Raw genomic sequence first — 12,994 nt, forward strand, 5'->3', positions numbered from 1 at the left:
GTACTCACGGCGAATCGGCGGCGGTGTCGTCCGGCCTTGGGTCAGGCTGCTGCGCCTGCTCGGTGGGACGTCGGTCGGCGGCCACGCCCCGGGACGTCGTCGTACTCACCGGCGCGTCGACACGCTCGTCGGACCGGCTGCCGTCCGCCGCGTCGACGCGAACGGTCGCGGTCATGCCGGCACTGAGCAGCGTCTCGTCCGGAATGTCGTCCAGAGTGATGCGAACCGGGATTCGCTGCGCCAGACGTACCCAGTTGAAGGTGGGCTGGACCTGCGGCAACAGCTGATTGTTGAGACTGGTATTGGTGTCCGCAATGCCTCTGCCGATGCCGGCGACGTGACCACGCAGGTGCGTGTCACCGTTCATCAGGATGACCTCGGCCGAATCGCCGACCCGGATCGACGGTATCTTGGTCTCTTCGAAATAACCCATGACGTAGTAGGAGTTCGACTGCACCAGTGCCATGACCGAGGTGCCGCGAGTCACGTAGTTGCCGGCGGCGAGCTGCAGATTGAGTACATGACCGCTGATCGGTGCCACGACTCGGGTACGTTCCAGGTCGAGCCTGGCGCTCGCCAGATCGGCCTGGGCCTGCTTCAGATTGGCGGCGGCGACCCGACTGTTGATCTGCGCGATCTGACGATCCTCGGCGCTGATCGAGCGGCTGCTCAACTGATTGCGACGCTGGGCTTCCGTCTGACGCAGTTTCAAGGTGGCCTCGCGGTTTTCCACCGTGGCCTGGGCCTGGTCCAGCGCTGCCTGGTAACGAGCCTCGTCGATCTCGAACAGGGTATCGCCTTTGGCAACGAAGTCGGTGTCGTTGACGTTCAGCGTGCGTACCCAGCCGGAGACGTCCGGGGCGATGGTGACGACCTCCGCGCGCACGCGCGCATCCCGGGTCCAGGGCGTGAAGAGGTAGTAATTCCAGAGCCAGATACCGGCGGCCACGGCGATCGCGACGACGACGAGGGTCAGGAGGATACGTAGCGAATTGCGCATCAAGTACTCTCGGGCAGGACGGAAAACAGAAAGGTGATGCCGGCAGTGATCAGCACGAACAGCGATACATCGAACCAGGCTTCATACCACAGGGCGCGCTGGCCAATTACCCAGTGCAGCAGCGAGCGCAGAACGATGGTAGCGATGAAGCCGCAGAAGGCATAGATCAGCAGTGGACTGAGAAAGATTCCGCCAACGGCGATTTCCTGAAGACCCATATCGTTCCTGTTGGCAGTGACGTTATACGACAAGCAATAAATGCTAGCACGCTATTGAGATTGGCATCAGAAGTGTGACGTCTCTAGCTATCACGCATTCACTGCAGTCTAACTGGAAATGGCGGAATAGGGGCGCCCGACCCTATGTGAAAATGGTGGTCACCTGGCCCCCGGTGGCACGGGCGGCGTCGGCCAGCCAGATCGTCGGGTACCCCAGCGATGTACCCAGCTCGAGAATCGGTGGCGATTCAAGACTACGCACCAGCAGGTTGATCAGGCGTCCGGATGCCGGACCGGTCGCCATGTGACGATGACGGCCGCCTTGGCCCCGCTTTTCCTCTTCGATGCGCTGATGATAGCGCTCGATGACCTATCGCATCGCATCGTCCATGTCCACAGGGTTTGACGCCATCATGGATGTCTCCAGAGGCAGTGGGTGGTGGGACACTCTTCAGTGAGCGGTAGCGGAATCCGGCGAATCAACAGCTGACATACCTACGGTATCGCGCTGCCAGTCTGCCGGTATCGATTGGCGCAACTGATCGATCAGCGTGGCGATCTTGCGCGGCTGATGGCCGTAGGGATAAAGCAACGTGACCGGCAAGGGAGAAGCCTGCCATTCGCCCAGACACTGCACCAGAGTATCGGGATGATGCTGCAAACGACGCTCGGCCATCCAGTGAGGCATCAGCCCCACGCCTTGGCCGCGCGCAATGGCATCGGCATGCAGTGCCAACTGATCGACGCGCAACCGGCTGTCGGCCGACGGCAGGTGATAACGGCCGTGATGCGGATGGTCCAGCGTCATTCCGCTTTCGGTATCACCGAGCAGATCGATCCAGGCATGATTCTTCAGCTCATGCGGGTGGCTGGGCGTTCCTCGATGAAGGAGATAATCGGGATTGGCATAGACGCCGCGTGTAATCCAGCCGAGCGTTTCCTGACGCAAGCCGCATTCGGCCACCGTACCGACCCAAAGATGGATAGCGCTGCCGTCCGGCAGCGTAGGAGCCGACCGGAGCGTCCGAATCTCCAGGCTGGCCTTGGGATGTCGCTTCAGAAAGAGTTCCGCCTGCCTTGCCATGAAACTACGTGCCAAAGCCGAGTGAACCTTGATGACGAGTCCGCCGCTGATCTCCGCCTTCAGATCGTCCAGCGCCAATTGGCTCTGTTCTGCAATACGCAACATCTCCCGCGCATAACCCAGGAAGAGACTGCCTGCCTCGGTTGGCAGGAGGCGATTGGCCTGTCGCCTGAGTAATGGCTGACTCAGTTGAGTCTCGAGATGAGCGATTCGCCGACTCAAGGTCGATTTGGCGACGCCGAGACGTCGGGCGCTGGCAGTCAGGCTGCCGGAATCCATCACATCGATGAAAGTCTTGAGTTCCTCGAGATCGTACATGGATTTTCCTGGGGAGCCTGGTGTTGGCACTGAACGAGTTTCCAGTCAGATGGCAATGGTTATCAGAAACCTTAACGGTTTTTAGCGTCGCGGGGCGATCTTTCCGAAGGTTGCGAAAAACGCAACGGCCTGTCGCGAGATTTTATGTGGACAATATGGAAGAATCTAAATGATAAATATTCGTATTAAGATTTTCGGCCGTGCGAGCCGCTTGCTCATTCGGACTCGTCTTATCAAGGGAACCAGCAATGACGTTTTCAACGCCATTACGTTTTTCAGCGCTCACACTGGCGGCTGCGGGGGCCGTCGGGTTTGCGAACCATAGCCATGCCCAGAGCGAGCTGGACCCTATGGTCGTCACGGCCGCGGGCTACGCGCAGCAGGTGACCAGTGCACCCGCTTCGATCAGCGTGATCTCACGCGAACAGCTCGAGCGCCGTCAGTACCGCGATGTGACCGATGCGCTGGTTGACGTGCCCGGCGTCATCGTGACGGGCGGCGGGTCGGGGGACAACGGCGCCGACATCAGCATCCGCGGTATGCCTGCCGAATATACCTTGATCCTGGTCGATGGCATGCCGGTCAGTACACGTGAATCGCGCCCCAACGGTAGCGCCGGATTCGAGCAGGATTGGCTGCCGCCGCTCTATGCCATCGAGCGGATCGAGGTGATTCGTGGGCCGATGTCGACGCTCTATGGATCGGATGCCATCGGTGGGGTGATCAACGTCATCACGCGTAAAGTCCAGGACGAATGGCATGCCAATCTGCGGCTGGGAGCGACGATCCAGGAAGATCGGGACTCCGGCGATGCTCAGCAGACCGAATTCTATACCACCGGACCGCTGGTCGATGATTTGCTGGGCCTGCAGGTCTTCGGCCGCTACAGCACGCGGCAGGAGGACGACATCGTCGACGGCTACGAGGACAAGGAACTGGTCAACGGCACGGCGCGCGTGACGCTCACGCCGACCCAGAACCATGACTTCATGATGGAAGCCGGTCGCACCAGGCAGCAGCGCGAGATGAACGTCGGGAAGACCGTCGAAGCGGGCGGTGTCCCTAGTGAATCCGATAATGAGACAGAGCGCTACTCGCTGCGTCATGAAGGGCGCTGGGGCATCGGCACCTCGACCACGTATGTGCAGCAGGAAGAGACCGAAAACGAGGGGCGAGACATCACGGTCAAGAATACCGAGGCCAAGTCGCAGCTGGCGATGCCTTTTCGCGCGCATACGCTGAGCGTGGGCGCCAGCTACTCCAAGGAGGAGCTGGAAGATACCACGACTAACAAAATCTCCGAGCTCTCCGAACTGGACATGTACCAGTGGGCGCTGTTCATCGAGGACGAGTACTACCTCACCGATACCTTCTCGGTTACCGCCGGCGTGCGCATGGACGACAACGAAGAGTTCGGCAATCACTTCAGTCCGCGTCTCTACGGCGTCTGGAATCCAGCGCCGCTGTGGACAGTGAAGGGTGGCGTCTCGACGGGCTACAAGGCGCCCGGCGTACGCGATCTCTCGCCGGACTGGGGGGCCGTCAGTCGTGGCGGCAATACCTACGGTAACCCGGATCTCGAGCCCGAGACCTCGATCACCAAGGAGATCGGCCTGCTCTACGGTCGGCCCAGCGGACTCAATGGCGGGATCACGCTGTTCCGCAACGACTTCGAGGACAAGATCAGCCGGGTTCCCTGTACGGCCGTGGGCGCCCCCTGTGCGTCGGAGCCCGACAACAGCTATGGCCGCAGTCCCACGACCCGGGTCAATATCGACGAGGCTTATACGCAAGGCGTCGAGCTGACCCTGGGAAGTCCGCTGAGCGAGACGCTGTCGGCCAAGGCGAGCTACACCTATACCGATTCCGAACAGGAGTCCGGCGAGGCGGAAGGGGAGCAGCTCACGCAGCTGCCCAGGCACCTGCTGAGCACCACCTTGGACTGGGATCCTGCCGGTCGATTCAGCGGCTGGGGTCGACTGACGTTCCGCGGCGACCAGGAAGAGTATGTGGCGTCGGGGCGTTCCGGCTCCACCGATGCCATTCCCTCCTATACATTGGTCGACACCGGTGGGTCCTGGCGAATCGCCCCGCAAGCCAAATTGCTGTTCGGCGTCTACAACGTCTTCGACAAGCGGATCGATTACGACACCTACAGCCTGGTCGAAGACGGTCGTCGCTACTGGCTCGCTATCGATCTCGAAATATGACGCCGCCTGAAAACTACCCACAGAGGATCATCCTCTAGGGCAGCGTAAGACATGTCCGGCATCGCAACAGGCCGATGCCGGCTTTCTATTCCATGAACTCGCTAGACAGGAAATCATTGATGCAGATTCGTTCTCACTCTCGTGGCGGCGTGCTGTTTTGCGCTGCAATCGTCCTGGCCGCATTGGCGCAGGCTGCCCTGATCCCGCAAGCCCAGGCGCGTACTCTGGATACGGCGTACGGCGATATCGAAATCGATGGCCAGCCCGAGCGCGTGGTAACGCTTTATGAAGGGGCGCTGGATACCGCCCTGACGGCGGGCGTGACGCCACTCGGTGCAGTGGCAACGCGAGGGGGCGAAGGCGTGGCAGACTACTTGAGCGACGCTGCAGCCGGTGTCGCGATCGTCGGAACGGCGCGCGAGACCAACATCGAAGCGGTCGTGGCACAGAAGCCGGATCTGATTCTGGCCTCGTCACGTCTACCCGAGGAGCAGTACACGCTGCTGTCCCAGATAGCGCCAACGGTGGTACCCAGAACCGAAGGTTTCGAGCCGGAGTCCTGGAAAGACGAGGCGCGCCTCTTCGGGAAGGCACTGGGGCGCGAGGAAGCGGTCGATGACGCGATTCAGGCGGTTGAAAATCGTTCTCAATCGCTTGCACAACGTCAACCCAATGGCGACACTACCGCCACCGTGGCGCGATGGATGGCGAATGGCCCGTTGGTGATGTCGAACAAGCTGTTCGCGACGGGGCTATTGGCGGCCTCCGGGTTCGACGTGAAAGACGGCGGTGTGGTCAAGGCCGGACGGCCGCACAGCGACTCGCTGAGTCTCGAGAGCCTGTCGAGTCTCGATAGCGACTGGCTGTTCCTGGCGACGTTGAACGATGACGGCGAAGCGGCGCTGGAATCTGCACGCCAGTCGCCAGCCTTCGAACGCCTGAGCGTCGTTCGGCAGGGCCACGTGGTGCCTGTGGACGGCCAGTTGTGGACCAGTGCCTCGGGGCCCATCGCCGCGCAGCGCATTCTCGACGACATCGAGGGCATGTTGCCGCAGTGATCACTGATGCCAGAACCCGGAATTCGATTCCATGCCGCTAGACTTCATGACGACACACCGTGACTGAACCGATTTCCCATGGACGCTCGTCTCTCGGTAAACGATCGTCGCTCTCCAAATTGATGCTCATCCTGCTGGCCAGCCTCTTGCTGGTCAGCGTGACGAGCCTGCTTCTGGGAGCTGGTGACGTTGGCCCACTCGATGCCGGGTCGGTGCTATTCGGCGGCGGTAGCGACGAGGCGCGTTTCGTCGTCGAATCGTTACGCTTGCCTCGCATGCTGGTCGGCATGGCGGTGGGCATGGCACTGGGCGTAGCGGGCTCGTTGATCCAGGCGGTGGCCCGCAATCCACTGGCCGAGCCGGGGCTTCTCGGCGTCAGCGCGGGTAGCGCCCTGGCGGTGGCGATTGCACTGGTGCTCGGCGCCAGCGCGGCCACGCTACGTGTTTCCGTGGCGCAGCTCGGCGCTCTGGCCGGATGCCTGTTCGTGCTGCTGATGGCGCGCGTCAATGGCGTCGGTAACGATCCGGTCAGGCTGGTATTGGCCGGAGCGATTCTGTCGGGGCTGCTGGGTGCGTTGACTTCGCTTTTGCTGCTGGTCGATCAGCGCAGTGCCGACGAGATCCGCTTCTGGGTCATCGGCGGTCTGGCCGGGCGTAGACTCGATGATCTTCGCGCCATCCTGCCGAGTCTGCTGTTTGCCGGTGCTCTGGTCATCATGATCGCTCGTCCACTGGCGGCGCTGGCCCTCGGTGAGCGGGTCGCCGTCGGCCTGGGGCATCACCCGCGCTGGATTCGGCTGCTGTGTGTCGTGGCGGTGGCGATACTGGTCGGTGCGGCCACGGCGGTTGCCGGTCCGATCGCTTTCGTGGGGCTGGTGGTGCCGTTCGTCGCTCGCGCGCTGGCGGGCCCCGATATTCGCCGCTCCCTGTGGTTGGCGCTACCGCTGGGGCCGATCATGATTCTCTGCGCCGATATCCTGGCGCGGCTGTTGGTCGCGCCCTCGGAAATGCCGCTAGGCGTGATTACCGCGCTGGTCGGTGCGCCGGTGCTGATCGCGGTGGTTCGTGCACATCGCCTGCCCGCGTTGTAATGCCGATGAAGACTCACACGCTGACACCGCCCGCCTGCCCGATGAATCGTGATGATACTGCCGTAACGCCTCCTCCTGGCTCCTGGCGCCTGAGCTGGACGCTTGGCGGGCGCGACCATTCGATGCTGATCGAGCGTCGTGCGTGCTTCGCCTGTCTCGGATTGCTGGCCGTGCTATTGGCGGTCTGTTTGCTGTCGCTCTGTCTGGGAAGCGTGGCGCTTAGCCCGCGTCAGGCCCTGGCAGGCCTGTTCGGGCATGGCGAGCCCATGAGCGTGTTCGTTGTTCAGGAATTGCGCCTGGTGCGATTGGCGGCAGGCGTTGCGACGGGTGCGGCATTTTCGCTCTCCGGTTGCCTGATGCAGACGCTTGCTCGTAATCGTCTGGCCACGCCCGGGATCGTTGGCATCGACAACGGCGCGACAGCGTTTGCCGTCGCTTCGGTGGTAGGGCTGGGCACGAGCCTGGCGCCGCCCCCGATGGCGTTGGCGGGGGCCGTGACGGCAACCGCCATCACCTTCGCCCTAGCCAATGATGTCGGGACGCGCGGCTATCGCTTCATCGTGACGGGAATCGGCGTCGGCGCCGTTTTCGGGGCACTGACGCAGCTGCTGATGGCAAGAGTGGCCATCGACACGGCCAACGCCGCCTATCCCTGGACTGTCGGCAGCCTCAATGCCCGCGATGGCACCGCACTGACCTGGCTTTGGTGCGGCCTGGCGATTGGCCTGCTGGCGGCGTGTTATCTCTCCCGGGCGATGCGGGTACTGCGCTTTTCCGACGCCGTCGCCCAAGGCCTGGGATATCGCGTGCGCGGCTGCCGCTACCTGGCACTGGTGGTGTCGGTAGCGCTGGCGGCACTGGCGGTCGCGGTCGCCGGTCCGGTGGGGTTGGTCGGGCTGATCGGCCCGGAAATCGCGCGCCAGCTCTCTTCGCACCGCGGGATTTCGTTGATCGCCTCGGCGCTGTCCGGGGCGATCATCATGGTCGCTTCCGATCTGGTCGGACGGCTGCTGCTGGCTCCGATCGAGGTGCCGGTCGGTATCGTGACCGCCATCGTCGGGTCGCCGTTTCTACTCTGGATATTATTACGTCCCGCACCGAGGTTTCAGTCATGAGCTCGTTTGCCGCCACCAACTCCGTTACGCCTTCGAACGCGGCATCAGCGACTGTGTCGCCACTGATCGCACGCCAGCTCTCGTTGAGCTACGGACGGAACAGCGCGCGACGCACGGTGATCGAGGGGCTCGATCTCGAGCTTCCCGCGGGCCAGGTGACGGCGATCGTCGGGCCCAACGGCTGCGGAAAATCGACGTTGCTGGCGAGTCTGGCACGTTTGCATGTGCCGCACCGGGGCACGGTGTTGCTCGATGGACGGGACATTCAGCGTCTACCGGCCCGTGACATGGCGCAGCGGCTGGCGCTGCTGCCCCAGGAAACCCATGCGCCAGAAGGGTTGACCGCTGCCGAGCTGATCCGCTTCGGGCGACAGCCGCATCAAAGCCTGTTCAAGCAGTGGTCGAGAGAGGATCGACGCGTGGTCGATGAAGCACTGACAGCCGCGGATCTGCATGAACTCGCCGACCGCCCGTTGGACGCCATGTCGGGCGGTCAACGCCAGCGCGCCTGGATCGCCATGGCGATCGCCCAGCAGACGCCACTGCTGCTGCTCGACGAGCCGACTTCCGCGCTGGATCTCGGCCATCAACTGGAAGTGTTCGAGCTGATCCGGGATCTGGCCGCATCAGGCAAGACACTGGCCATGGTGGTTCACGACCTGGTCAGCGCATGCCGCTTTGCCGACTACTTGGTCGCGATGCGTGACGGCAAGATCGTCGCTGCCGGGAAGCCGAGCGAGGTGGTAACGGCGGAGCTGGTGCGCGACCTCTACGGTGTGGAGTGCACCCTGATGCTGGATCCGGCTACCGGCAGTCCGCTCTTGACCAATATTCGCTCGACTCGCCATTCGCGTTAGCTTCGGCTAGAGATCGCGCCTACTGGACAGTCGGGCACCCTGTCGCCGTTCACTGGCCGGCCGTTCCGGCTCAAGCGTTGGTATCTTCCACCAGCACGCGTGAGAACTTGACGATCTCGTCGCGGCGATCGGCCCAGCCCAGATGCCGCCAGAAACGATGTGCTTCGATGTTGTCCGCCAGGGTATCGAGATGCACCTTCTCGATGCCGGCCTCGAGCAGCGCCGTCAGGCAGCGATCGACCATCGTCCGCGCCAGTCCGAGGTGGCGATAGTCCGGGTCGACCATGACATGTTGCAGATAGCCGCGACGGCCATCATGCCCCGCCATCGCGCAAGCCACGATCCCCTGTCCGTCTGGCGGGCGTGCCACGAAGCTCAAGCCCGGGTTGCGCTCCAGATAGCGTCGTGTCGCCTCGGCGCCATCGGCGGTTCTGAGGACCACGCCGGGCGTGCGTCTCATCATCGCGGCAAAATCCGCGTGATCGTCGGGCGTCATGGGCAGGATGGCAGGCAGGGCATGGTGATTCATGAGACGGGCCTCGGCTTGCGTGAACGGCGAAAACGAATGTTGATGACGGCGAGCCCGGCGATGACCATGGCGCCGCCAGCGACCTTGTTGATCCCCAGCGGGTCGTCGAGCAGCCAGACGCCAAGAATGACGGCGAAAACCGGCATCAGCAGGGTCAATGGCACCACCCGGCTGACGGGGTGCTTCTGCAGCAGCCAGTACCACAGCCCGTAAGCCGCAATCGACGACATCACGGCGGTATATACCACGGCGCCCCACCCGGCCCAGCCAGCCTGATGTAGTGCCAGCCATTGGTCGTCCTCGAATATCCAGCTGCCCAGAGCGACCAGAGGAATCGCGAACAGCGATATCCAGCCGGTCATGGTCAGCGGCGCGATCGGCGGGGCAAGCTTGATGATCATGGTCGAGACGGCCCAGAAGAACGCACTGGCGAGCAGCAGGGCGGTGGATGCCGGCGGTGGCAGCGAGGGGCCGCCGGCCAGCACGACGACACCACCGAAGGCGAGGATCAATCCGACGATCCGACGCGGGCTCAGTTTCTCCTTGAGAAAGATCGCCGCCAGCAGGGTGGCGAACGGCGTCCCCATCTGGACCAGCAGGGCGCCGGTACCGGCTTCCGACTGATGCAGCCCCAGAAACAGCAGCGGGAAGTGCAAGCCACCGAAAGTCACCGCCAGAACCAGAATCCAGGGAAGCTGCTGGCGAGAAATCCGGGTAAAGGGCACGACCAGTACGGCGACCAGCATGAAGCGAAGCACCGTCACCAGCAGGGGCGGCAGATCCTCGATCCCGACCTTGATCACGATGATATTGAAGGCCCAGATGGCGATGATGCCGAGGCCGATCAGCAGATCCTTGAGAGGCACGCGCAATACTCGTCGCTGAAAATGTCGTTGAAGGGCATCGCTGAAGACGGTCGTCGATGACAGCGATGGTCCATTGTCTCAGTGACTCCGGCGAGAGCAAGGTTATTTTGCGCGGGTCCTTCAATCCGGGTCCTGCAATCCGAGCATCTCGGATCGAGCCATGCGGATCGAGCCATTCGGACCGAACCTGTCGAATGGGTGGCCATCGAGTGGTCGTGGCGGCTACCTCGCCGCCATCGCTCGCAGCCACGCCGGGGGCTGCGAGCGATCGCAAGGCCAACCGCCATTTCCTTGATCGATTGATGCGCTAGGCCATGTCCGAAAAGTACTGCGCTCGCCCATCCGGCGTTATAAATCGGCTGGTGCGCCAGCCCGGTCAAGATGCTCGTTGACACCCCGTGAACTCTGCCCTGTCGCCGATGATTGCCTTAGCTACGCGCCCCGGCCTTGCCTTCGCTCGTCGACTTTTCAGACAACGCCTAACATGCGACAAATACGTTCAGTTTTTTGCCGCTGCCAAAACCGTCACCATTCGAGAGTTCAAGACATGATCAAGGGAATCATTTTCTGCACCTGCTTTCTCGTCGCCCAGCTGTTCTTGCTGTCCTACATCGATCATCGTCTCGGACACGGTGAATCCGTGACGCGTCAGGCGGCGACGGCTCAGAACCACCAGCGTCAGCGTGAGTCCGAAGAAGAAGAGCAGGCTTGAAGGTCCGCGTGAACGTCAAGGCGAGGTGCATCAGGATGGCGAAGGGGCTGAAACAAGGGCTGAAACAAGGCCTGAAACAGGGCGCCTTGGCGCTGCTGATGTTGGTTGCCCTGCCCAGCTGGGGTGATGGCGTATCGCGCCAGGCGCTGACCGTCGACGACGGCCAGCGGGCGCATACATTGCAGGTCGAGGTTGCACGGACCGCCGCGGAGCGGGCGAAAGGGTTGATGGAGCGACAGGCATTGCCCGCCGAGGCGGGGATGCTGTTTCTTTATCCCCGAGAGCAGCCGGCAACCAGTGCCTACTGGATGTACCGAACGCGCATCCCGTTGGACATCGCATTCGTGGACAGTGGCGGCGTCATCCGCTCGCTCAAGACGATGTCGCCCTGTCACGCCGAGCAGTCGAGCCGATGCCCCGTCTATCCCGCGGGTGCCCGTTTTCGGGCCGCTCTGGAAACCAACGCCGGTTACTTCGCCGCACGCGGGATCGAGGTTGGCGATCATGTCGAGCTCACGCCCTGGCTGGAATCACCGTGAAGCGCATTCGTTTCCCGCATGAGATATGCCGATGATGAAGGAGGCACGGAGAGGATGGCGTTCCTTGCGCATCGAGATTGGCGTTGCGGTGGTGGTTTGGCGCTGACCGATAGGTCAGGTCCGGCGGTCTACGCTGAATTCCGGCCTGCCCGACGGTTTTGCCGGCCAGAAACTCGCTATATGATGGCCCGCCGTCAGGGATAAGGTATGTTGGGATAGAATAAGTCCGCGGGCACGGTGCGATTCGAAACACCCTGACGCACGCCGGTAAGCCTGTCGTCTTCGCGGTCGGGAAACCGATCAACACAATAAACGGGAAACAATTCGAGGTATGCGCATGAAACGCCATGCATTAACCGCAGCCGTTCTCTCCACTGCCCTGATGGGCGCCGTATCGGTCTCCACGCCGGCCATGGCCCAGGACCAGCAGTACATCACCATCGGTACCGGTGGTCAGACGGGCGTCTACTACGTCGTCGGCCAGTCCGTCTGCCGGATGGTCAATCGCAGCGCCGAAGAGAGCGGTATCCGCTGTAACGCTCCCTCGACCGGCGGCTCCGTTGCCAATATCAACGGCATCAAGTCCGGCGAACTGAACATGGGTGTCGCGCAGTCCGATGTCCAGTTCAATGCCTACAACGGCAAGGCGCAGTTCGACCAGCCGATGGAAAACCTGCGTTCGGTCTTTTCGCTGCACGGTGAGCCGCTCACCATTCTGGCGCGCAAAGATGCCAACATTGACTCCATCCAGGACTTGAAGGGCAAGCGCGTCAACATCGGTAATCCGGGCTCCGGTCAGCGCGCCACCATGGAAGTGCTGATGGACGCGGAAGGCTGGGACACCAGCGTGTTCTCGCTCTCGTCCGAGCTGGGTGCCGCCGAGATGGCGTCTGCACTGGCCGACAATAACATCGATGCCATGGCTTACGTCGTTGGTCATCCCAACGGTGCCATCCAGGAAGCGACCACGACCGTCGCCTCCAATCTGGTGCCGTTGAACGATGACGTCGTCAAGGGTCTGGTCGACGAGTTCCCCTACTACAGCATGTCCACCATTCCCGGCGGCATGTACGAGGGCAATCCGGACGATGTCGAGACCTTCGGGGTGCGTGCGACCTTCGTGACCTCTGCCGATGTCGATGATGAAGTCGTCTACCAGACCGTCAAGGCCGTGTTCGACAACTTCGATCGCTTCAAGCGTCTGCACCCCGCTTTCGCCAATCTGACGCCGCAGGACATGATCAGTCAGGGTCTTTCCGCACCGCTGCATGAAGGCGCCAAGCGTTACTACAAAGAGCAGGGCTGGCTGTAATTGCCCACAGCGCCATTCCGACGGAATTGCGTTGACACCTGGCGCGGTGGTTGGTGACAACCGCCGCGCCGTTGGATCGATACCC

At 62.2% G+C, this 12,994-nt stretch carries 14 protein-coding genes; 8 read left to right on the plus strand and 6 right to left on the minus strand.

Annotated elements, in window-relative coordinates:
* Window positions 1-4: 4 nt before the first annotated feature.
* From DOM36_RS12290 to DOM36_RS12300, 4 genes are all read right to left on the minus strand, one after another.
* Window positions 5-1,000, minus strand: a complete 996-nt coding sequence (locus DOM36_RS12290) for an HlyD family secretion protein (protein ID WP_110643262.1) — start codon at window positions 998-1,000, stop codon at window positions 5-7.
* Complete coding sequence (locus DOM36_RS12295; RefSeq protein ID WP_075571451.1) at window positions 1,000-1,218, minus strand: DUF1656 domain-containing protein; 219 nt, start codon at window positions 1,216-1,218, stop codon at window positions 1,000-1,002. Before DOM36_RS12295 ends, DOM36_RS12290 begins: the two co-directional genes overlap by 1 nt.
* Window positions 1,219-1,360: 142 nt before the next feature.
* On the minus strand, window positions 1,361-1,522 hold the full coding sequence (locus DOM36_RS20105) for a hypothetical protein (RefSeq protein ID WP_157958636.1): 162 nt from the start codon (window positions 1,520-1,522) through the stop codon (window positions 1,361-1,363).
* A 147-nt stretch (window positions 1,523-1,669) separates the two neighbouring features.
* On the minus strand, window positions 1,670-2,620 hold the full coding sequence (locus tag DOM36_RS12300; protein ID WP_110643263.1) for a LysR family transcriptional regulator: 951 nt from the start codon (window positions 2,618-2,620) through the stop codon (window positions 1,670-1,672).
* Between the two features lie 248 nt (window positions 2,621-2,868).
* Here DOM36_RS12300 and DOM36_RS12305 point away from each other — a divergent pair, with 248 nt between their 5' ends.
* The 5 genes from DOM36_RS12305 (at window position 2,869) to DOM36_RS12325 (ending at window position 8,951) form a co-directional block, all read left to right on the plus strand.
* Complete coding sequence (locus DOM36_RS12305) at window positions 2,869-4,830, plus strand: TonB-dependent receptor (protein WP_110643264.1); 1,962 nt, start codon at window positions 2,869-2,871, stop codon at window positions 4,828-4,830.
* Between the two features lie 119 nt (window positions 4,831-4,949).
* Window positions 4,950-5,888 (plus strand): ABC transporter substrate-binding protein, encoded by a 939-nt coding sequence (locus DOM36_RS12310; RefSeq protein ID WP_110643265.1) that lies wholly within the window; start codon window positions 4,950-4,952, stop codon window positions 5,886-5,888.
* 122 nt (window positions 5,889-6,010) lie between these two features.
* Complete coding sequence (locus DOM36_RS12315) at window positions 6,011-6,979, plus strand: iron ABC transporter permease (RefSeq protein WP_075571455.1); 969 nt, start codon at window positions 6,011-6,013, stop codon at window positions 6,977-6,979.
* A 5-nt stretch (window positions 6,980-6,984) separates the two neighbouring features.
* The gene (locus DOM36_RS12320) at window positions 6,985-8,094 is read left to right on the plus strand and encodes an iron ABC transporter permease (RefSeq protein WP_110643526.1); all 1,110 of its coding nucleotides are present in this window, start codon (window positions 6,985-6,987) and stop codon (window positions 8,092-8,094) included.
* Window positions 8,091-8,951: an ABC transporter ATP-binding protein gene (locus tag DOM36_RS12325; RefSeq protein WP_083942019.1), complete on the plus strand. Its 861-nt coding sequence runs from the start codon at window positions 8,091-8,093 to the stop codon at window positions 8,949-8,951. The genes DOM36_RS12320 and DOM36_RS12325 overlap by 4 nt, the downstream gene beginning before the upstream one ends.
* A gap of 70 nt (window positions 8,952-9,021) precedes the next feature.
* Here DOM36_RS12325 and DOM36_RS12330 read toward each other — a convergent pair whose 3' ends face one another.
* Together DOM36_RS12330 and DOM36_RS12335 are read right to left on the minus strand one after the other, a co-directional pair.
* Complete coding sequence (locus DOM36_RS12330; protein ID WP_083942021.1) at window positions 9,022-9,480, minus strand: GNAT family N-acetyltransferase; 459 nt, start codon at window positions 9,478-9,480, stop codon at window positions 9,022-9,024.
* Window positions 9,477-10,346, minus strand: coding sequence for an EamA family transporter (locus DOM36_RS12335; RefSeq protein ID WP_075571456.1), 870 nt, complete (start codon window positions 10,344-10,346; stop codon window positions 9,477-9,479). Before DOM36_RS12335 ends, DOM36_RS12330 begins: the two co-directional genes overlap by 4 nt.
* A 547-nt stretch (window positions 10,347-10,893) precedes the next feature.
* Between DOM36_RS12335 and DOM36_RS20110 the strand changes: the two genes are divergently transcribed.
* From DOM36_RS20110 to DOM36_RS12345, 3 genes are all read left to right on the plus strand, one after another.
* Window positions 10,894-11,058, plus strand: coding sequence for a hypothetical protein (locus tag DOM36_RS20110; protein ID WP_157958637.1), 165 nt, complete (start codon window positions 10,894-10,896; stop codon window positions 11,056-11,058).
* 35 nt (window positions 11,059-11,093) lie between these two features.
* Window positions 11,094-11,597, plus strand: coding sequence for a DUF192 domain-containing protein (locus tag DOM36_RS12340; protein ID WP_110643266.1), 504 nt, complete (start codon window positions 11,094-11,096; stop codon window positions 11,595-11,597).
* Between the two features lie 337 nt (window positions 11,598-11,934).
* Window positions 11,935-12,909: a TAXI family TRAP transporter solute-binding subunit gene (locus DOM36_RS12345; protein WP_075571488.1), complete on the plus strand. Its 975-nt coding sequence runs from the start codon at window positions 11,935-11,937 to the stop codon at window positions 12,907-12,909.
* Window positions 12,910-12,994 lie beyond the last annotated feature (85 nt).

Origin of the sequence: Salinicola sp. CPA57 (genome assembly GCF_003206035.1) — a bacterium.
GTDB classification, from domain to species: domain Bacteria; phylum Pseudomonadota; class Gammaproteobacteria; order Pseudomonadales; family Halomonadaceae; genus Salinicola; species Salinicola socius.

Excerpts from the sequence above, each read along its gene's own strand:
- DOM36_RS12290 (WP_110643262.1), bottom strand. The coding sequence starts at position 1,000 with ATGCGCAATTCGCTACGTATCCTCCTGACCCTCGTCGTCGTCGCGATC.
- DOM36_RS12295 (WP_075571451.1), bottom strand. The coding sequence starts at position 1,218 with ATGGGTCTTCAGGAAATCGCCGTTGGCGGAATCTTTCTCAGTCCACTG.
- DOM36_RS20105 (WP_157958636.1), bottom strand. The coding sequence starts at position 1,522 with ATGGCGACCGGTCCGGCATCCGGACGCCTGATCAACCTGCTGGTGCGT.
- DOM36_RS12300 (WP_110643263.1), bottom strand. The coding sequence starts at position 2,620 with ATGTACGATCTCGAGGAACTCAAGACTTTCATCGATGTGATGGATTCC.
- DOM36_RS12305 (WP_110643264.1), top strand. The coding sequence starts at position 2,869 with ATGACGTTTTCAACGCCATTACGTTTTTCAGCGCTCACACTGGCGGCT.
- DOM36_RS12310 (WP_110643265.1), top strand. The coding sequence starts at position 4,950 with ATGCAGATTCGTTCTCACTCTCGTGGCGGCGTGCTGTTTTGCGCTGCA.
- DOM36_RS12315 (WP_075571455.1), top strand. The coding sequence starts at position 6,011 with ATGCTCATCCTGCTGGCCAGCCTCTTGCTGGTCAGCGTGACGAGCCTG.
- DOM36_RS12320 (WP_110643526.1), top strand. The coding sequence starts at position 6,985 with ATGAAGACTCACACGCTGACACCGCCCGCCTGCCCGATGAATCGTGAT.
- DOM36_RS12325 (WP_083942019.1), top strand. The coding sequence starts at position 8,091 with ATGAGCTCGTTTGCCGCCACCAACTCCGTTACGCCTTCGAACGCGGCA.
- DOM36_RS12330 (WP_083942021.1), bottom strand. The coding sequence starts at position 9,480 with ATGAATCACCATGCCCTGCCTGCCATCCTGCCCATGACGCCCGACGAT.
- DOM36_RS20110 (WP_157958637.1), top strand. The coding sequence starts at position 10,894 with ATGATCAAGGGAATCATTTTCTGCACCTGCTTTCTCGTCGCCCAGCTG.
- DOM36_RS12340 (WP_110643266.1), top strand. The coding sequence starts at position 11,094 with ATGGCGAAGGGGCTGAAACAAGGGCTGAAACAAGGCCTGAAACAGGGC.
- DOM36_RS12345 (WP_075571488.1), top strand. The coding sequence starts at position 11,935 with ATGAAACGCCATGCATTAACCGCAGCCGTTCTCTCCACTGCCCTGATG.